Source organism: Halorubrum xinjiangense (genome assembly GCF_900102375.1).
Classification (GTDB): Archaea; Halobacteriota; Halobacteria; order Halobacteriales; family Haloferacaceae; genus Halorubrum; species Halorubrum xinjiangense.
On record NZ_FNBO01000008.1, the window covers coordinates 71,811 to 90,450 of the forward strand.

At 68.1% G+C, this 18,640-nt stretch carries 17 protein-coding genes; 12 read left to right on the forward strand and 5 right to left on the reverse strand.

The genetic code is table 11. From position 1 onward, the window contains the following. Nucleotides 1-41: 41 nt before the first annotated feature. Entirely contained in the window at nucleotides 42-809 is a 768-nt protein-coding gene (locus F3H13_RS10345) for a VOC family protein (protein WP_149798956.1), read from the reverse strand. Between the two features lie 179 nt (nucleotides 810-988). Between F3H13_RS10345 and F3H13_RS10350 the strand changes: the two genes are divergently transcribed. From F3H13_RS10350 to F3H13_RS10380, 7 genes are all read left to right on the forward strand, one after another. Beyond that, nucleotides 989-1,975, forward strand: a complete 987-nt coding sequence (locus F3H13_RS10350; RefSeq protein WP_149798957.1) for a UbiA prenyltransferase family protein — start codon at nucleotides 989-991, stop codon at nucleotides 1,973-1,975. A 95-nt stretch (nucleotides 1,976-2,070) separates the two neighbouring features. After that, nucleotides 2,071-3,771: a histidine kinase N-terminal 7TM domain-containing protein gene (locus tag F3H13_RS10355; protein ID WP_149798958.1), complete on the forward strand. Its 1,701-nt coding sequence runs from the start codon at nucleotides 2,071-2,073 to the stop codon at nucleotides 3,769-3,771. A 30-nt stretch (nucleotides 3,772-3,801) separates the two neighbouring features. Then, a complete protein-coding gene (locus F3H13_RS10360; RefSeq protein WP_149798959.1) occupies nucleotides 3,802-4,242 on the forward strand; it encodes an EamA family transporter in 441 nt (146 codons plus the stop codon). Nucleotides 4,243-4,340: 98 nt separating this feature from the next. Continuing rightward, complete coding sequence (locus F3H13_RS10365; RefSeq protein WP_149798960.1) at nucleotides 4,341-5,876, forward strand: MATE family efflux transporter; 1,536 nt, start codon at nucleotides 4,341-4,343, stop codon at nucleotides 5,874-5,876. Between the two features lie 192 nt (nucleotides 5,877-6,068). Continuing rightward, complete coding sequence (locus tag F3H13_RS10370) at nucleotides 6,069-6,359, forward strand: hypothetical protein (protein WP_149798961.1); 291 nt, start codon at nucleotides 6,069-6,071, stop codon at nucleotides 6,357-6,359. Between the two features lie 606 nt (nucleotides 6,360-6,965). Then, the gene (locus F3H13_RS10375) at nucleotides 6,966-7,601 is read left to right on the forward strand and encodes an IS6 family transposase (RefSeq protein WP_149798962.1); all 636 of its coding nucleotides are present in this window, start codon (nucleotides 6,966-6,968) and stop codon (nucleotides 7,599-7,601) included. A gap of 56 nt (nucleotides 7,602-7,657) precedes the next feature. Next, nucleotides 7,658-8,083 carry a universal stress protein gene (locus F3H13_RS10380; protein WP_149798963.1) on the forward strand — a complete coding sequence of 142 codons (426 nt, stop codon included), beginning with the start codon at nucleotides 7,658-7,660 and terminating at the stop codon, nucleotides 8,081-8,083. Between the two features lie 102 nt (nucleotides 8,084-8,185). On the opposite strand, the gene F3H13_RS10385 is transcribed toward F3H13_RS10380, so the two are convergent. Beyond that, the gene (locus F3H13_RS10385) at nucleotides 8,186-8,827 is read right to left on the reverse strand and encodes a type 1 glutamine amidotransferase (RefSeq protein ID WP_149798964.1); all 642 of its coding nucleotides are present in this window, start codon (nucleotides 8,825-8,827) and stop codon (nucleotides 8,186-8,188) included. Between the two features lie 40 nt (nucleotides 8,828-8,867). On the opposite strand from F3H13_RS10385, the gene F3H13_RS10390 reads away from it, so the two are divergent. Continuing rightward, nucleotides 8,868-10,478, forward strand: a complete 1,611-nt coding sequence (locus F3H13_RS10390) for a SufS family cysteine desulfurase (RefSeq protein ID WP_149798965.1) — start codon at nucleotides 8,868-8,870, stop codon at nucleotides 10,476-10,478. A 127-nt stretch (nucleotides 10,479-10,605) separates the two neighbouring features. Here F3H13_RS10390 and arcS read toward each other — a convergent pair whose 3' ends face one another. After that, the gene (gene arcS, locus F3H13_RS10395) at nucleotides 10,606-12,441 is read right to left on the reverse strand and encodes an archaeosine synthase subunit alpha (RefSeq protein WP_149798966.1); all 1,836 of its coding nucleotides are present in this window, start codon (nucleotides 12,439-12,441) and stop codon (nucleotides 10,606-10,608) included. 143 nt (nucleotides 12,442-12,584) lie between these two features. Between arcS and F3H13_RS10400 the strand changes: the two genes are divergently transcribed. The 3 genes from F3H13_RS10400 (at nucleotide 12,585) to F3H13_RS10410 (ending at nucleotide 15,545) form a co-directional block, all read left to right on the forward strand. Beyond that, nucleotides 12,585-13,040, forward strand: a complete 456-nt coding sequence (locus F3H13_RS10400) for a pyridoxamine 5'-phosphate oxidase family protein (RefSeq protein ID WP_149798967.1) — start codon at nucleotides 12,585-12,587, stop codon at nucleotides 13,038-13,040. Between the two features lie 146 nt (nucleotides 13,041-13,186). After that, a complete protein-coding gene (locus F3H13_RS10405) occupies nucleotides 13,187-14,467 on the forward strand; it encodes an amidohydrolase (RefSeq protein WP_149798968.1) in 1,281 nt (426 codons plus the stop codon). 787 nt (nucleotides 14,468-15,254) lie between these two features. Next, on the forward strand, nucleotides 15,255-15,545 hold the full coding sequence (locus F3H13_RS10410) for a HalOD1 output domain-containing protein (protein ID WP_149798969.1): 291 nt from the start codon (nucleotides 15,255-15,257) through the stop codon (nucleotides 15,543-15,545). 166 nt (nucleotides 15,546-15,711) lie between these two features. On the opposite strand, the gene F3H13_RS10415 is transcribed toward F3H13_RS10410, so the two are convergent. Both F3H13_RS10415 and F3H13_RS10420 read right to left on the reverse strand, forming a co-directional pair. Further along, complete coding sequence (locus F3H13_RS10415; protein WP_149798970.1) at nucleotides 15,712-16,176, reverse strand: Rieske (2Fe-2S) protein; 465 nt, start codon at nucleotides 16,174-16,176, stop codon at nucleotides 15,712-15,714. Nucleotides 16,177-16,180: 4 nt separating this feature from the next. Beyond that, a complete protein-coding gene (locus tag F3H13_RS10420) occupies nucleotides 16,181-17,551 on the reverse strand; it encodes a geranylgeranyl reductase family protein (protein WP_149798971.1) in 1,371 nt (456 codons plus the stop codon). A 158-nt stretch (nucleotides 17,552-17,709) separates the two neighbouring features. Here F3H13_RS10420 and fer point away from each other — a divergent pair, with 158 nt between their 5' ends. After that, nucleotides 17,710-18,510 carry a ferredoxin Fer gene (gene fer, locus F3H13_RS16575; RefSeq protein WP_149798972.1) on the forward strand — a complete coding sequence of 267 codons (801 nt, stop codon included), beginning with the start codon at nucleotides 17,710-17,712 and terminating at the stop codon, nucleotides 18,508-18,510. Nucleotides 18,511-18,640: the final 130 nt, after the last annotated feature.

Sequence of the window (18,640 nt, forward strand, 5' to 3'; positions counted from 1 at the left end):
ATTCGGGTGCGAACAGTCGGCCGGTTTCTCGCGAGATTCAGTCAGTCCCGAGTGACCAGTTCGACCTCGTGGCCGTCCTGGTCCTTCGTGAACGCGTAGTTGTGGTCACAGGAGGCGGGGTCGCGGTAGTCGGGCGCCTCGCGGGTCAAGAGCGCGTCCCACGCGTCGTCGAGGTCGTCGACGCGGACCGCGACGTGGCCCCAGGCGTCGCCCATCGTGTACTCGCGGCCGTCGTAGTTGTAGGTGAGCTCGAGCTTCATCGCCTCCTCCGGGGCGTCCTCCGGCGCCACGAAGTAGTTCGAGAAGGTGTCGGCCTCCCAACGCCCGGGCACCTCGGTGTACTCGAACTTCCGGGTCCAGTAGCCGAGCGCCTCGTCGGCGTCCTCGACGCGGACCATCGTGTGATCGATGCTCCACTTCGCGCCGTGGTCGCGCTTGACGATCTCGATCTCGTGGCCGTCGGGGTCCTTCACGAACGCGTAGCGGTTCCCGCAGGACTCGGGGTCGCGGTAGTCCTCGACGCCCTCCTCCATCAGCTGGTCGTACGACTCCTGAAGCGCGTCCTCGGGGACGCGGACCGCGATGTGGCCCCAGGCGTCGCCCATCGTGTACTCGCGGCCGTCGTGGTTGTAGGTGAGCTCCAGGAGGGCACCGTCCTCGTGGACGTCCTCGGGCCCGAGGAAGACGTTGGTGAACGTCTCCGCCTCCCAGCGGCCCTTCTCCTCGTAGTTCAGGTGCGTCTGGTACCAGTCGAGACTCTCCTCGAGGTCCTCGACGCGGATCATCACGTGGTCGAAGGTTCCGTCCATACCCGAGCGATCGGCCGCTCGGGTCAAAAGCGTACTGAAGCCCGAACCGACCCCGCGGCGCCGGACCGGCCGACCTAATCCCGCAAAAATTTGGGTTTTATTAACACCACGTGGGGTGGATAGATACGTCTCGATCCCCCATACCGGACGTTCGCCGTCGTCTGACGGCGAACGTCCCTATGGCAAACGAACCGACGAGGCCGTCGACGCCGGACGGCACGACAGCGAAGTATCGTTCGCACGCAACACCCCCCGAGGCGGGGAGGCTCCGACAGTTCGCCGCGTTCGTCGCGGGCGCGCCGTTCACGGCCGTCGTTGCGGCCGTCGAGGTGGCGGTCGTGACGGTGGCGCTCGGCGTGCCGCTCTCGACCGCGCCGGTCGCGGTGGGGCTCGTCGCGTTCGCGGTGTACGCCGCGGACCACGTCGCCGACGCCGCGGGCGACGCCGGCTCGACGCCGACGCGGGCCCGGGTCGCGCTCCGCTACGGCGATCAGTTGATGGCGGCGGCCGCCGTGAGCTACGGGCTGGCGGTGGCGCTCGCGGTGAGCGCCGGTCCCGCGGCGCTCGCGCTCGTCTTCGTCCCAGGCGCGGTGTGGATCGGCTACGCCACCGACTGGCTCCCGGCCGCCGGCGAGCGACTCGCGCCGCTCGGTGCCCGCGTCGGGCCGCTCGGCGAGGTCTCGCTCCCGCGGCTGAAGGACGTCTTCCTCCTCAACTCCGCGGCGGTCGCGATCGCGTGGGCGGTCGCCGCCGTCGCCGCGCCGCTCGCGTTCGCCGGCGTTCCCATCCATCCGGTCGCGACGCCGACCGTCGCCCCGCTCTTCGCGTACGTCGCCGCCCGGTCGTTCGTCGACGTCGAGGTTCCGAACGTCAGAGACGTCGCGGTCGACGCCGCACGCGGCGTGGCGACGCTCCCCGTCGCGTACGGGGTCACCGGAACGCGTCGGATCCTGTTCGGCGTCGATGCGGTCGCCGCCGGGCTGCTCACGGCTGCCGCGGCGACCGGCGCCGCGTCGACGACCGCGCTGGTCGCGCTCGCCGTCGGCCTCGCGGTCTCCGTGACTGTCACGGCGCTGGTCGATCGGCTCGGCGACGCGGCGCTCGGCGTCGCGCCGGACTGTAGCTACCTCGTCGCCGGCGCCGTGCTCCTCATGCTCGGCTGGTGAGGTCGCGTCCGCGGCGCCGAACGGCACAGCTGCCCGTTTTTCGATGAGATAACTCGACCCGATGAGTTATAAATCTATTATCCGTAAAAAACTCTATGACCGCGCTGAGTCCGCTGTCCGTCGCTCTCCTCGTCGCGGTGACGGTCGGATCGTCCGCGGCGATCCTCGCGTGGCGGGAACGCCCCGAACCCGGGGCGACGTGGCTCGCAGTGTTGCTCGCCGGGCAGGTGTGGTGGGCGACGTTCCTCGTCTTCGAACTGGAGGCGGCGACGCTGCCGGCGAAGGCGCTGTGGTACGACGTCCAGTGGGTCGGCGTCGTCGCGATCCCGGTCGGGTGGCTCTTCTTCGCGCTGGCGTACACCGGCTACGACCGCTACGTGACGCCCTTCTCCGTGGGGATCGTCTCCGTCATCCCCGCCGCCACCGTCGCGGTCGCGGCCGCGGGGGACCCGGGCAACCTCCTCGCGGTCGACCACGTCGTGCGCGAGACCGCCGTCGGGACGTTCCTCGACGTGGTCCCCGGCCCGTTGTACTACATCATCGCGGGATACACCTACCTCCTCGGCGCGGTCGGGTCGGTCCCCCTGCTCCAGCTGATCCGCGACGAGGCCCGCCCGTTCCGGGGACAGAGCGCGGCCCTGCTCGTCGGGACTGCGGCGCCGTGGGCCGGCAGCGTCGCCTACATCTCAGGCGCGATCCCGGTCCCCGGGCTCGACCCTACCCCGCTGGTGTTCGGCGTGTCCGGGGTCGCGTACCTGCTCGCGCTCTCGCGGTTCCGGCTGCTGACGCTCGCCCCGGCCCCGCGCCGCCGCGCGCGACAGCTCGTCTTCGAACAGCTCCACGACCCGGTCTTCGTCGTCGGGACCGAGGGACTCCTCGTCGACTTAAACGAGTGCGCGGCCGAGACGTTCGGCATCGACCGGCGCACGGCGATAGGGGAGTCCGCGGCGGCGGTCGTGCCGCGGTACGACGCGGTCAGCGACCTCGACGCCGAGGGGGACAAGCCGCGGGCGATCCCGATCGTCGGCCGCGACGGGCAACGCCCCTACGAGGTGACGGTCAGGGACGTGGTCGACGACCACGACCGCACCACCGCCCGGGTGATAACCTTCCACGACGTGGGGGCGTACCTCGGCCAACAGCAGCGCCTCAACGTGCTCAACCGCGTGTTCCGTCACGACGTTCGGACAGAGACGAACCTCATTAAGGGGTACGCGGAGCAGCTGCGCTCGGACCCGACCGACGAGCGCGCCCTGTCGGTCATCGAGCGGAGCGCGGGGCGAATGCTCGAACTCAGCGAGCGCACCCGGACCGCGGGAGAGCTGTTCGACCCGACGGAGGAGTCGGAGTCGGTCCGGCTCCCGCGCATCGTTGACGGGGCGGTCGCGGACGCGCGTTCGATCGACCCCGACGCGCGGATCGAGATCGGAGAAGTCCCCCGCGTCGCGGTTCCGGCCGTGTTGGAGGTCGTCTTGGAGAACCTCTGCTCGAACGCGGTCCGACACAACGACGCGGAGCCGCCGTGGGTGCGGGTCGACGCGGCCGTCGAGGGGGACTGGGTCGAGGTCACCGTCGGCGACGACGGCCCCGGAATCGACCCCGCGGAGTACGACGTGTTAGACCGCGGCAGCGAGACGCCGCTGCGCCACGGAAGCGGGATCGGCCTGTGGATCGTCAAGTGGGGCGTCGACCACCTCGGCGGCCGGATCTCGTTCGCCGAGCGCGAGCCGCGGGGGACGGTCGTGACGGTTTCCGTCCCGGTCGATCGGTCGGACGTGCCGAACGCAGGTCGATAGGCACTTGCCTCCGGGCGGCGACCCCGGGATATGGACGCTACGGCCACGACGTATCTCCCGTACGCGCTGCTCGCGATGGGCGCGTACGCGCTCGTCTCGCCGCTGATGCGCGTCGCCACGACCGGTCCGAACGCGATCCCGAGCGACGTCGCCGTCATCGTCTCGAACACGCTGCTCGTCGCCATGGCGGTCGGCGTGATACTCTACACCGGACAGGGGTTCACGACCCACCTCGCGTCGCCGAAGCTGGCACACGTGCTCGCCGCCGGGGTGTTCCTCGGGATCGGCATCCTCGCGCTGTACCGCTCGCTCTCTTTGGGCCCGGTGAGCGTCGTGACGCCCATCTTCGCGATGTTCCTCGTCTTCTCGTCGGTCATCGGCTTCCTGTTCCTCGGCGAGTCGTTCACCGCCCGCAAGGGGCTCGGGATCGCCTTCGCCGCCGCCGCCGTCTACCTGGTCTCCGGCGCCTGACCGCGAGGCGATGCGGGGCCTGCGACCCCCGCGATCCGGAACCGCCTGCCGCGTGACGAAACCCCTTTAGCCGCCAGCGGGAAAGGAGCGCACCCGCCGTGTCTCGCCTTCCGATCTCCCTCCGTTCGCTGGTCTCCCGCCTCCCGAACCCGTTCCGGGCGCTCATCCTCTACATCGGCTTCGCCCTCGCGAGGATCGGGCTGATCGACCGACACCGCGTGGTCCGCACGACCGACCTCGCGTGGCCGCGGATCGTCACGGGGATCGCCCGGATGTCGAAGAACGCGGTCGACGTCGCGATGGTCGGCGTCGCGGTCGGCACCAGCGCCGTCGCCGGCGTCGGCTTCGCCGGCCCCTACTGGGGGCTCGCGTTCGCGCTCGGCGGCGGCGTCGCCGGCGGCACCATCGCCTTGGTCTCCCAGCGGTACGGCGCGGAGGCGTTCGTCGAACTCGGCGACGCGGTCCGGTCGAGCGTGCTCCTCGCGGTCGCGATCACGATCCCGGTCAGCGCGACGTTCTGGCTGTACGCCCCGGCCTTCATCGACGTCCTGAGCAGCAACGAGGCGGCGATCGCCTACGGCGCGGACTACCTCCGCGTGGTCGGCCTCGGCGTCCCCTTCGCCGCGCTCAACCTCGTCGGCAGCCGCGTGCTGGTCGGCTGCGACGACGCCTACACCGCGATGCAGGTCCGCGCGGGCGGCGCGATCGCGAACATCGTCCTCAGCGCGCTGTTCATCTTCGGCTTCGGCTGGGGCGTCGAGGGCGCCGCGATCGGGACCGTCCTCTCGAACGTCCTCGCGGTCGCCGGCTTCACCGTCGGCCTCGTCCGCGGCAGCGCCCCGCTCATCGGCGAGTTCCCGGTCGCGATCGACCCGACCGGCTCGTACGTCAACCCCGGAATGTTACGCGACCTCGTGGAGATCGGGGTGCCGGTCGGCGCGCGCAATCTCGTCTGGACCGCCGCGGAGTTCCCCATGCTCGCCATCCTCGACGTGTTCGGCGAGAACACCGTGGCCGCGTTCGTCATCGCCCGCCGCATCTGGGGGATCATGAACACGCCCGGCTGGGGGTTCGGCCTCGCCTCCTCCAGCCTGGTCGGGCAGGAACTCGGCGTCGAGCGCCCCGACGAGGCCGAGGCGTACGCCCGCGACATCATCCGCTTCTCGGTGGCGACGTACGCCGTCTCCGCGGTGCTTATCGCGATATTCGCGACCGACATCGTCTCGCTTTTCGCCCAGTCGCCCGACAGCCCGGAGATCCCGATCGCCGTCAACCTCGTGTACGCGGCCTGCGCCGCCGTGATATTCCAGGGCGTCTCCGGCGGCGCGGCCGGCCCCCTTGACGCCGCCGGCGACACGAAGATCCCCTTCGCGAGCCAGTTCCTCGGCATGTTTTGCGTGTCGATCCCGCTCGCGTACGTCGGCGCGCACGACGCGACGCCGGCGATCGACCTTCCCCTCGTCGGGCTCACGGTCCCGGAGGTCGCGCTCCCCGCGATCGGGCTGTGGGGACTCTACTTCGCCTTCATGGCGGAGACGACGATCCCCGCCGCGATCAACTACCTCCGGTTCCGCTCCGGCAAGTGGAAGGCGATCAGCGAGGCGTACCGCCCCGAGGCGACCGCCGACGACTGAGGCGGGCGCCGGATCGGTTCGCCGCCTCGCCTCGCGAGTGGTACACGGATGCCGTCCCGGCAAAACAGTATTGTATTTAAACCACAATAAAATATGCCAGACGGAACGAAGGTTCGGACGTAGACGGAGTAGTAAAACCAGTATTGGATAATACGAGCAATATTTATGCCCCAGCGACACGTACGAATCGGTGTGAAAGACTGCGAAAAAGGCCGTCTGTTCGGGTCGGCGCTGATACTCATCCAGGGAGTCGTGACGGCACTCTTCCCACAGGCGAGCATCCGGCTCACGAAGAAAATGATCGGAAAGAACTTCGACAACGCCTCCGGGCTCGAAGCGAAGCCGGCGTACGTCCGGCAGCTGCGCGCGATCGGCGTGGGCATGATCGCTGCGGGCGGGACGGGGCTGCTCCTCGAGGACGCGGAAGAGTCGGAGGCCGCTATCTCCGAACTCGCCGGCGCAGAGGGCGACGACGACGAGTGACGGTGTCTCGGGGGTGAGCTCCCGGGAGACCGGTCGACGTACGGTTTCGAGTCGGGCTCCGCGACCTCCGACTCGCGTTACGGAGGTGCGAGGAGAAAGCCCCGCCGTTCACGACGGGGATGAATCCGACACCCCTACACGAACTACGTTCGACGCACTGAACGGATGTTTTAAGAGAGTTAAAACTGTAGATAAACGCAACCGAGGCGGTCTACCCGCCCCACTAATTGGACAATATCGGGATTCCCTCATTTCAAGCGGAAGACACCCTCTTCCGTGCCGAAATAGGGTACAGGCAATAAGAAGTACCTCCGAATCCCATGCCGGGATAGGAGTAACGGCTGGTTGGCACAGCCAGTAGCCGTCATCAAGACGGCTACAAACCGTAACCATCCCAACCCAGCGGTGCAGTGCCGTGGGAATCTTCGCCCTTCAGAGCGGAGAGGATGTCAACTCTGTGCGAATGACGAGGGAAGCGGGAGGGTCACCCCGCGCGGCGTTCGACTCCGCCTGCCGACCGATTTTTGACCCGCACGGTCGGCAACCGAGAACGGCGGTGTTCAGATAAGGATTGAAAGGTGAGGCGGTACGTTTTCAAAGTGATTCATGCCCGAAAACGACCGCCTCAGCGGCTGTTTAGACGAGATAAACTTAGAGTTTGTGGAGCGAGAAGCAACACCGAAGCTGTTGATGAAGCTCAGTATTCAGCTACATTTGTCTGGATTATCGCTTTCGAATACTGTTTCGTTTCTTGAGGTATTCGGTGTTGATCGGGTTCGATCCACAGTAGATAACTGGGTTCACAAGGCTGATCTACAGCCGGAATCTGGTCGGAGTCCGAATCACGTTGCGGTCGATGAAACGGTGATTCAGCTTGACGGTGAACAATATTGGCTGTACGCTGCCGTCGATCCTGACTCAAACGATTTACTCCATACAAAGCTTGAGCCGACAAGAACAAACGTGATCGCAGATCAGTTTTTCGCAGAGCTCCGCGAAAAGCACGATGTAGATGACGCGATCTTTCTCGTTGATGGCGCGGTTCCACTTCAGCGAGCTTGTGGCAAACATGACCTCAAGTTCAGATATAAACGACATGGAGATCGGAACAGCGTCGAACGTGTCTTTCGTGAAGTAAAACGCAGAACTACCAGTTTCTCAAACTGTTTTAGCAACGCCGAAGCAGAAACCGCTAACGAGTGGTTGAGCTCGTTCGCCTTCGCATGGAATCAGCTTATCTGAACACTACCCCGAGAACGCCCCGCACGCTTTTGTTCGCGCCCGCAGAGGGGACGCTCGTGAACGACGAGCTATTCGAACGCATTCTGATACCGATCGCGGGCCCGGACGACGCCGAGGCCACGGCGCGGGCGGTTCGGCCACATCTCGACCCGGGGACGACGCTCATCGTGACGCACGTGACGCGGGGCGAGAGCGGCGAGACGACGATCAAGACGGGCCGAGACCAGTTCGCGGGAGCGACCTACGAGAGGTTCTACGACATCCTCTACCGAGACGACCTCCGGTTCGAGTGGGTGACGCTCGAGGCGCGGGAGGTCGCGGCGGCGCTCGTCGACGCGGTCGGCATGACCGAGGCGACGCTCGTCGCCTTCACCCCCAGAGACATCGACGATTGGAAACGGACGATCACCGGTGACCCGGGCGGCCGCCTCATCCGAGAGGCGGACGTCCCGGTGATGGTGTTCCCGGACCGGCGGGCGTGACACGCGACAGACGCGCAGGGACCTCGAACGGCCCCGGTGCGAGCGCGACCCCCACTGTCGCGGTGACCGCCCGTCGCCCCTTCGGCCCCGACCCCCTACCAATTACCTTTTGCTCTCGGACGACTCGACGAGGTCCGCGAAGTTGGCGAGCGTGCGGGTGGCGGTGGAGTCCTCGAAGGAGCCGTCGGCCGCCTCCCAGCCGTCGTACTCGTCGGCGATCCGCGGGGTGAATTCGGGGTGGTACTGGACCGACCAGACCGGCCGGTCGCGGTGTCGAGTGGCGAAGTACTCGTAGTAGTCCGCACGCCCGATGACCTCCATCCCGTCGCCGAGTTCCGTCACGACGTCGGAGTGAAGGACGGGCACGGTCGGTTCGACGCCGTCGAACAGCGGCTCGTCGGCGTCGAGATCGGCGTCGTAGAGCCGGAGGCGGGACGTCCCGCTGTCCGCGACCTCGCCGCCGAGGGCGGCGTTCAGAATCTGATGGCCGAAACAGACGCCGAGCGTGGGAACGCCCTCCTCGACGAGTCGGCGCGCGAAGCGCTTCTGGGCCGTGATCCACGGCTGATCGGGCTCGTCGTACACCCCGACCTCGCTTCCGCCGATAACGACGCCATCCACGTTCTCGAGGCTCGGGTCGCCGTCCTCGTGGGGATAGTCGTACGCGCGGGCGTCGGGGAGGAAGTGGACGATCTCGTCGGCCATGTAGCCGCCGTCGACCGCGTTATTGAGTACCAGTATCATCTGGGGTTTATTTAACAGGAACTGGTGTCTTGGCAGTAACATGAGTTTCGATGCCGACGCGGTACGTGCGGATTTCCCCGTGCTCGATCGACGCGTAAACGGGCATCCGCTCACCTATCTCGACAACGCCGCGACCACGCACACGCCCCAGCAGGTGTACGACGTCTTCGAGGAGTTCTACGCGGGGTACAACGCGAACGTCCACCGGGGGATCCACGAGCTCAGCCACGAGGCCTCGCTCGCCTACGAACGGGCGCACGACCGCGTCGCCGATTTCCTCGGCGCGGACGGCCGCGAGGAGGTCGTCTTCACCAAGAACACCACCGAGAGCATCAACCTCGTCGCGTACGGTCTCGGCCGGCACCTCGGCGAGGGCGACGAGATCGTCGCGACGGAGATGGACCACCACGCCTCGCTGGTCACCTGGCAGCAGATAGCCAAGCGCACGGGCGCGACCGTCCGCCACGTCCCCGTCACGGCCGAGGGCCACCTTGACATGGACGCCGCCCGCGACCTCGTCACCGACGACACCGCGGTCGTCTGCGCCCCTCACGTCTCGAACGTGCTCGGGACGGTCAACCCCGTCGCGGACCTCGCGGCCCTCGCACACGACCACGACGCGTACGCGGTCGTCGACGGCGCCCAGTCAGCCCCGACGCGCCCCGTCGACGTGGCGGCGATGGACGCGGACTTCTTCGCGTTCAGCGGCCACAAGCTCGCCGGTCCAACCGGCATCGGCGGACTGTACGGGAAACGGGAGATCCTCGAGGAGCTCGACCCGTTCCTGTTCGGGGGAGAGATGATCCGGAACGTCACGCTCACCGACTCGACGTGGAACGAGCTCCCCTGGAAGTTCGAGGCCGGCACGCCGCCCATCGCGGAGGGCATCGCGCTCGGCGCGGCCGTCGACTACCTCGCGGAACTGGGGATGGACGCCGTCCGCGACCACGAGAACGACCTCGCGCAGTACCTCCTCCGGGAGCTCGCCGACCGAGAGTTCGTCCAGACGTACGGCCCCGGCGTCGGCGAAGAGCGCACCGGCCTCGTCTCGTTCAACGTCGAGGGGGTCCACGGCCACGACCTCTCCAGCCTCCTCAACGACCGGGGGATCGCCATCCGCGCCGGCGACCACTGTACGCAGCCGCTCCACGACCGACTCGACGTCCCCGGCTCCGCGCGGGCGTCGTTCTACGTGTACAACACTCGCGCGGACGTCGACCGCCTCCTCGAGGTCGTCGACACCGCCCGCGACGACCTGGACGCGTACCTCGCCTCCGACAGCTACCACGACCGCATCAGCGACCACTACCACCGCCCCCGCAACTCGGGCGCGATCACCGACCCGACGTTCGTGAAGTCCTCCGAGGAGACGACCTGCGGCGACGACGGCGAGTTCCACGTCGCCGTCTCCGACGGACGCATCGAGGACATCGCCTTCGAGAGCCGGAGCTGCGCGGTCAGCCGCGCCGTCGCCAGCCTCCTCTCGGAGCACCTCGACGGAATGCCGGTCGAGGCCGTCGCCGAACTCGACGGTTGGGTCGCCCGCGAGCTCGACGGGCAGTACCCGGACCTCCGACGCGAGTGCGTCGAGGGCCCCGAGGACGTCATCCGCGAGGCGGCCCGCGAGTACGTCGAGGAGAACAGCGCGTAGGACCGTCACCGCGTCGTCCGTCGTCCCTGCCGGACGAGAGACCCCCTCGACCGAAACGGAAGAGCGCCTCAGTGGTGCGAGCGACCCGTTCGGACCGACCGTCGATCTACCGCCCTCTCGGGCTCGGTCACTTCTCGTCCGCGTGCCGGACCTCGACCGCGACGCCCCGCGTCGACCCGGCCATCTCCGGGCCGGACATCGCCGCACGGCCGACCGCGAACGCCTTCGGCCCCTCGACCACGACCTCGTCGCCGACGCGGATCTCGTCGGCGGCGTCGACAACGCCGGGCGCGAGGACGGAGCCGCGCGGGACGAAAGAGTCGATCTCGACCCGCTTCGTCGGCGCGTCGCTCTCGACCCAGCGGCGCGCGCCGGCGAGGGTGAAAGAGAGGGTGCCGTACTGCGGGACCATCGTCGCCAGCTGCTCGCCCGGCTCGCCCTCGCGGCCCGCGTCCGGGTCGTCGCCCCACACCTGGAGCTTGGGGTAGCGGCCGGTGGTGCGGACGTCGGCCTCGCCACCGTACGCCTCGGCTCCCTCGCCGCCCGCGCCGAGCCCGCCGAACAGGTCGTCGCCAGCGCCGTCGCCGAGCAGGTAGTCGGCGATGGCGCGGACCGTGTTGTGCTCGCGCTCGCGCTTGCTGTAGGCGGGCTCGCCCTGAAGCGCGGCGTTCAGCTCGCCGAGCGACTCGTCGGTCGTCGGGTGGTCGACGCAGGTGTACTCGAACTCGACGTCGACCGCGGGGTCGCTCTCGACGCGCTCGCAGATTTCGCGGTAGCCGTCCGCGGGGACGTGCGCGATCACGCGGGAGTAGTCGTTGCGTCCGAGGTACCGCCGCAGAACCTCCGCGACGAATCCGATCTCGCCCTCGCTCCAGTCGCCGGTGACGACCGAGTCGTAGTGCTGGGCCGGATACGTCGTCTCCAGCTCTTGGGGCACCACGCCGATCGGCGAAGTCATCGAGACGGTGTGGCCGCGCCACTTTATCGCGTCGTGGAACTGGCGGTGGCTCTGGGAGTCGCTGTACGGCTTGGTGGCCGAACAGGGGACCAAGACGAGCGGCTGGTCGGTGAACCGGTTCCGGTAGCGGCTCGTGACGCGGTCGGCGAACCGCCGGATCTCGACGCGGTCGAGCGTCTCCGCCGACGCCGCCGTCACCTCCGCGTCGCGCATGAGCGGCGCCCGCTCCTCCACGTACCCCCACTGATCGTCGAACTCGCGGAACGCGGCCGTGAGCCACCCCTCGTGGCGGGCCTGTCCCTCGACGTAGTCGCGCAGGCGGCCGCTCCGGATCCGCTCGCGGACCCGGCGCAGTTCGGCGCGGAGCGCGTTGACGTTGTGGTCGGCGCAGTCGGCGCGCGTGAACTCCTCGGTGGGCTTCGCGCAGGCCGGGCAGGCGCAGGGGAGCTCGTCGAGGTCCTCGAGGAAGTGCGCCGCGTCGGCGGTGAGGTACATCCCCTGCGTCCCCTTCGTGCGCGCGAGCGTCGCGTCGACGAGGTCGACGCCGGCGTACGCGAGCAGCGCGACGTTTCGGGGGGTCGCGACTCCCGACAGGCCGAGCGCGGCGTCCGGCGGCAGGCTTCCCTTCGCCCGAACGATCGCGTCCCGGAACGCCTCGCCGTGGCCGACGAACCCCTGCGCGTCAGAGAGGAGGTACGCGTCGGCGCCGAGGTCGCGGGCGCTCCGGCTGTCGACGACCGCCGCGGAGGGGAAGTCGGCGTCCGGGTGGTCGACCGCGAACGACTCGCGGACCTCGTCGCGCGTGCCGGCCGGGAACGACCGATGCGGCAGCACCGTCAGCGCGCTCTCGTCGCCGTCCGGCACCTCGCGGTCGCCGGCCCAGAGGCTCCCGGCGTCGTCGAGGAACGGGTCCGCGAGCGCCGGCGTCGCGACGGGGTCGGCGAGGCGGACCGCCCCGAGCCGGGCGGCGCCGTCGCGCTCGTGGACCTCGAAGTAGTCGGTCATACCTCCCATCGCGCGGGGACGGTCAATTCTCTTGTGTTCCGCGGTCGGCCGGGGCGACGGTACCACCGACGGGGACGCTGCGCGGAGTGTCACCTCGACCACTCCGCCGGAACTGTTAGGCGGAACGCGGCCGAGGGATCGGTATGGATCCGACCGGCCCGTGGGACCGCGACCGCGTCGACGAGTTCCTCGCCGTTGCGCGCGTCCCGGTCCGCCTCGGCTGCCGGACGCCGAACGACCACCCGTGGATCGTCTCGCTGTGGTTCGCGTGGGACCCCGACGCCGACGCGATCCGCTGCGCGACGAGCGCGAGCGCGGACCTCGTCGAGTTCGTCGAGCACGACGACAGCGTCTCCTTCGACGTGTCGACGAACGACCCGCCGTACAAGGGGGTCCGCGGCCGCGGCCGGGCGACGGTCGTCCCCGACGAGGACAAGCGGCTCCTGCGCTCGCTGCTCACGAAGTACCTCGGCGGGACCGACAACCCGACCGCCGAGCGGCTCCTGCGGCCCGACCGCGAGGAGGTCGAGATCCGGATCGAACCCGAGCGCCTCCACGCGTGGGACTACACGGAGCGCATGGGGCCGGCGGACGAGTGAAGCGAACGCGGGCGGGCGGTCTCGGCGCCCTCCGCGCCGCTCTCCGCGATGCTCTCCGCGTCGCCTTCCGCGCCGCTCTTCGCGATGCTCTTCGCGTTGCCCTCCGGGAGGCGATCGTTTAAGCGGTCGCCGGGCAATCCAGCGGTATGAGCGCTCTCGAAAGCGACGAGTACCGCGCGTTCCGCCGCGACCTCCACCGCCACCCCGAGCCGGCGTGGCGCGAGTTCTACACCACCGCCCGCATCGTCGAGGCACTCCGCGAGCGCGACCTGACGGCGCTTCACGTCGGGCCGGAGGCGTTGGCGACCGACGAGCGCCTGAACGTCCCCGACGACGAGGAGCTGGCGGAGTGGGAACAGCAGGCCCGCGAGGCCGGCGCCGACCTCGAAATCCTCGACCAGCTCTCGGGCGGCTACACCGGCTGCGTCGCGGTCGTCGAGCGCGGCGACGGCCCCGTGGTCGGCCTGCGGGTCGATATCGACGCCCTCCCGATCACGGAGTCGGAGTCCGACGACCACGTCCCGGCCGGGGAGGGGTTCCGATCCGAACACGAGGGGTTCATGCACGCCTGCGGCCACGACGCCCACGCGACGATGGGGCTCGGCGCGCTCGACGCCGTCCTCGACTCCGACTTCGCCGGCACGCTGAAGGTGTTCTTCCAGCCGGGCGAAGAGCAGGTCGCCGGCGGGAAGCCGATGGCCGAGTCGGGGCACCTCGACGACGTCGACTACCTCTACGCGGTCCACGTCGGCTTAGATCACCCCTCGGGCGAGGTCGTCTGCGGCGTCGAGGGGTTCCTCGCGGTGCGACACTTCCTCGCGGAGTTCTCCGGCGAGCCCGCGCACGCCGGCGCGCGCCCTGAGCAGGGCCGGAACACGGTTCAGGCGATGGCGGCCGCCGTCCAGAACCTCTACGCCATCCCGCGGCACGCGGACGGCCCCACGCGGGTGAACGCCGGGCTCGTCGGCGGCGGCACCGCGACGAACATCATCCCCGAGGAGTCGCACATCGAGGGCGAACTGCGCGGGCAGACGACGGACCTCGCGGAGTACATGTCCGAGCACGCCGACCGGGTCCTCGACTCGGCCGCCGAGATGCACGACTGCGAGGTCGACGTCTCCACGCTCGGCGAGGCGCCCAGCGCGACGAGCGACGACGCGCTCGCCGGCCTCGTCCGCGAGTCCGCGGGCGACGTGGCGGGCGTCACGAACATCGTCGACAGCGACGATCTCGGCGGCTCGGAGGACGCCACCTACCTCATGAACCGCGTCCAAGAGCAGGGTGGGCTCGCCTGCTACCTCGGCGTCGGCACCGATCACCCCGGCGGCCACCACACGACCGATTTCGACGTCGTCGAGGACGACATCGGGATCGGCATCGACGTGATTGCCGGCGCGATCCGGCGCGTCGCCGAGACGCGGCCGTAGCGATCTGGAGCGATTTTTCGGATTGGGTTAAAAACGTCTGCGATTGATTTTATAAGCGAATGCGGTGGCGCGCGCCTCCGAGCGGCCGCCTCCGGCGGCCGCGAGGAGCGCGTGCGAGGGACGCCGCGAACGCCCGCAGGGCGTGAGCGGCGAGGCTGGGGAGGCGTGAGGTGCGGTTGCTGTGCGGGGCGGGACTCAAAGGGGCAGCCGCGAGGCGGGCGCAGGCGTTCACGAGAGCGGAGCGCTCGTGAGCCAATCAGAACGCTTCGCGTTCTGATGACGACGCAAGCACCACAGGGAGCGAGCAGCGCAAGCGAACGAGGAGCGTGGCTCGAGAGGGCAAAGCTCTCTCGTCATCGCCAGAAATCGGAGATTCTGGCTAGCTGCCAGACTCCTCCGGAGTCTGGCAACATCACAAGACGCCTTCGGCGTCTCGAACGACAGCGAGCGTGCGCCCGCCTCCCGACTGGGGCTTCGGTGATGTCGGTGTCGATCGGCCATTTATAGGTAAAAGCGTGCGGCCGAGCGGCTGGGCTTTGGAAGCGTTCGCCGCCGATCAACGGTTAACCGCTTATAAATGAACGGCAGGAGCTTCGACAGACGGCATTGCGAAGCGGCCATCCGTAAGATGAGTTCTGACGTAGCCCTCCTCTTCGGAGATAGTAACAGCCGGTCGACTAAGAGTGCGTACTGAACTTCTGGATAGAACGAGTGAACGAACCAATTGACAACTATAAGATGTCCACTCGGAAAATAACCTCATTTAATAGTTGTTCCATGTTGGTGTATGGGAACTGAATCACCGTCGCAGCGGTATACGCCGGACGAAGACGAATCCTTGAGCGTCGCTATTATTACGGCTCTTTCGGAAGTGAAGGGACGAGATGTAACCGAAGAGGAATGTGTACTCTACAAATCCATCGACCCTGGGGCTCTTGACAGGATGTTCCGTGAAGACGGAGATGAGAATACGATCAAGGTGGAGTTTACGACGCATGACGCGATAGTGATTTTATGGGGGAACGGCGAGATATCTCTGGAAATCCAAGACATGGAGGCTGACCCGAGCCATGAGTGATTTCTGGTCACCTGTACTGAGCGATCTCGGCGTAACCTGGACTGAGCTATCTGTGACTCACTCGTACTGACCGTACCGAGATGAGATATCTCGGTCCTGCCGATCGCAACAAAGACATCGTATAGAGACGCCCGACCGCGAACTGGCCTTCCGGATAGTACTCGACTCAGAACGTCAGGTGCGAGCTCGACGACGGCCCCGCGTCGTCGTCGCCGTCGTCGTCCGGCAACCCCTCGGAGAGGTACGCGAGGTCGTCGTCGGTGAGGAACACCGCACCGTCGCGCACCTCGATATCGATAGCGCGCAGCGTCGTCCCCGCCGCCTCGCCGTTGTCACAGGAGCCCTCGCACGTATCGAACGCCGAGCCGTGTTTCGGGCAGACGACCGAACCGTCCCGCGTCACGGCGCCCACTCCCTCGCGGTAGAGCCGCTGGTCCTCGTGGGTACAGCGGTTGATCCACGCGCGAACGGGCTGGCCCGCATCCGATCCGTCCTCGGCTGTTCCGCCGTCCGGCTCGTCCGCGCACGGCACGAGGAACACCTCGCGGTCGGCGTCGCCCTCGCGGGCGGTGAACGCCCACGACCCCTCCTCCCGGACCGTCTCGACGGTGGTGAGCCGGTAGCCGCTCACGGCCTCAATACTTCGCGTCGGCGCCGGTCGTCTCGTAGACGCGGTCCATGATGGCGTCGCGCTCGCGGGTCCAGTTGGCCATCGCGGCGGGGCTCGTCGGGTACTCGTCGTAGTGGCCGATCAGCTCGTCCGCCAGCGACTTCGTCTGGTAGAAGTTCCGGATCGTCCCCCAGTAGCCGAAGGACTTGATCGCGGCCTTCACCTTCAGCCCGAAGGACATCGAGGTCGACCCCTCGTATAACGCCTCCGCGAGCTTCTCGCCCGGCAGCGACGCGAGCAGGCCCATCAGGTCGTCGACGTCGACCGCGGTCGCGAGGACGTTGTACACGTCGAGGCCAGCGTAGCGCCCGCCGAAGTGGTCCATCACGCGGGTGTTGTACCGCCAGAGGTTCTCCTCGCTCACGTCGCCGTCGGAGATCGCCTTCACCGCCTGCTCGCCGGCGTACTTGCCCGCGTACGCCGCGCCAGCGATACCGCCGCCGGTCGTCGGGTTCACGTGACCGGCGGCGTCGCCGACCGCCATGTACCCCGGCGCGACCGCCGAGTCGTAGGGACGTCGCGTGGGGAGCGCGGCGCCGAGCTTGTCGCGCACCTCCGCGCCCTCGAACTCGGGGCGGTCCCGGAGGTCCTTCTTCAGCGACTCGACGAGCTGCATCGGCTCCTCGGTCATCTGGAAGCCGAGCCCGGCGTTGATCTCCGTCGCTGTCCGCGGGAAATACCAGAGGTAGCCCGCCGCGCGGTCGGTCGCTTTGAACACCAAGGCGTCGTCCCACTCGACCGGCTCCGGGACGTCGACGATCTCGCGGTACGCCGAGCAGAACTGCGAGTAGCGGACGTTCGTGTCGAAGGTGGTCCCCTCGAAGTCGGCCTTGTCCTGGAGCAGCGAGAGCGACCCGGCGCCGTCGATGACGACGTCGGTCGCGTACGTGACGGGGTCCCCGTTCCGCACCGCGTTGAGGCCTCTCACGCGGCCCGTCTCGTCTTGGACCACGTCGTTGATCACGGTGTCGTAGTGGAAGTCGACGCCCGCGTCCTCGGCGCCCGAGATGATCTGGCGGCCGTACTCCCAGCGGTCGATGACGGCGAGCTCGCCGGGGACCGGGATCTCCAGGATCGTGTCCTCTTGGGGGATCTCGAAGCGGCCGTGGTCGACGCCGGTGTTCGTGAACGCCGGCTCCAGCCGGTCTTTCGGGATCGCCTCCGGGAAGGCGTCGGCCCCCTTCAGGGCGTCGCCGCAGGCGATGTGGCCGGCCTCTTCAGCGTCCTTTCGCTCGACGATGACGACGTCGAGCCCCTCGTTCGCGATCGTCGCGGCGGCGTAGCAGCCGGCGGTCCCGGCCCCCGCCACGACGACGTCGTACTCGTCGATATCCATTACCGGACCGTGTCGTGCGCCCGGCAAAACTCTTTGCTCCCGTTTCGGTCGGACTCGCGGGGACGAGATACAGCGGCGGACCGGCTCTCGACGGACGAGCCCCGGACCCTAACTGTTCAGGCTCACCGTTTAGGGGCCCGGAACAACGTGGTTCTGGTATGGGTCAGCTCGACCGCGTGGACGCCGACCGGCTCCGCGCGTGGCTCGCGGAGGTTGAGTCGGCGGAGGCGACCGCGGCGCTGATGGTCGCCGTCGCGTACGACAGGGGAATCGGCACGGCGGAGCTCGCCTCGTGGTACGACCGGTCCGAGGAGTGGATCGAGGACACGGTTGCGGCTCTCGACTCGCCGCGGCTCGTCTCGACGATCGCCCGGCTCGAAGGGGTCGACGTCGAGGCGGTCGCCGGGGAATCGAACCTCGCGCCGTCGACGGTCCGCGACTGGTTCGACGACCTCGCAGACGGGCCGGTCGCGGAGGCGGCGGACGTGGTCCGGCGGTACGCGGAGGGGTCCGTGGAGCCGGTCCGCACCGGTTCGCCCTCGACCGTCTACCACCTGGACCGGAGCGTCATCGCCGAGAGCGGCTGGTCGATCGATGACGAGGACCTCTTCGAGAAGGCGGCCGAAGCCGACCTCGGCCTGCCGGAGTACGGGCGCTTCCTGGTCGAGCCCGGCGAATCTATACTTGAGGCCGCCGAGCGCGGCGGGCGGTCGTGGCCGTACGCCTGCCGCGGCGGCGCCTGCTCGAACTGCGCCGTGGTCGTCGTCGAGGGCGACGTGGCGATGCCGGGGCAGTCGATCCTCTCCGACGAGCAGATCCGCGAGGCGAACGCCCGCCTCTCCTGCGTCGGTGTGCCGATCACCGACGAGGTCAAGATCGTCACCGGCGTCGGCGACACCGAGGACCTCGCCGACCTGCGGCTTCCGTCGCCCGCCGACGAGGCTAGCGCTTCGGACTGACGAAGCCAGCGACTCGGATTGTCGAAGCCGGCGACTCGGACTGTCGAAGCTGGCGGCTCGGACTGTCGAAGCTGGCGACTCGGACTGTCGAAGCTGGCGGCTCGGACTGTCGAAGCCGCCACGACGGGGA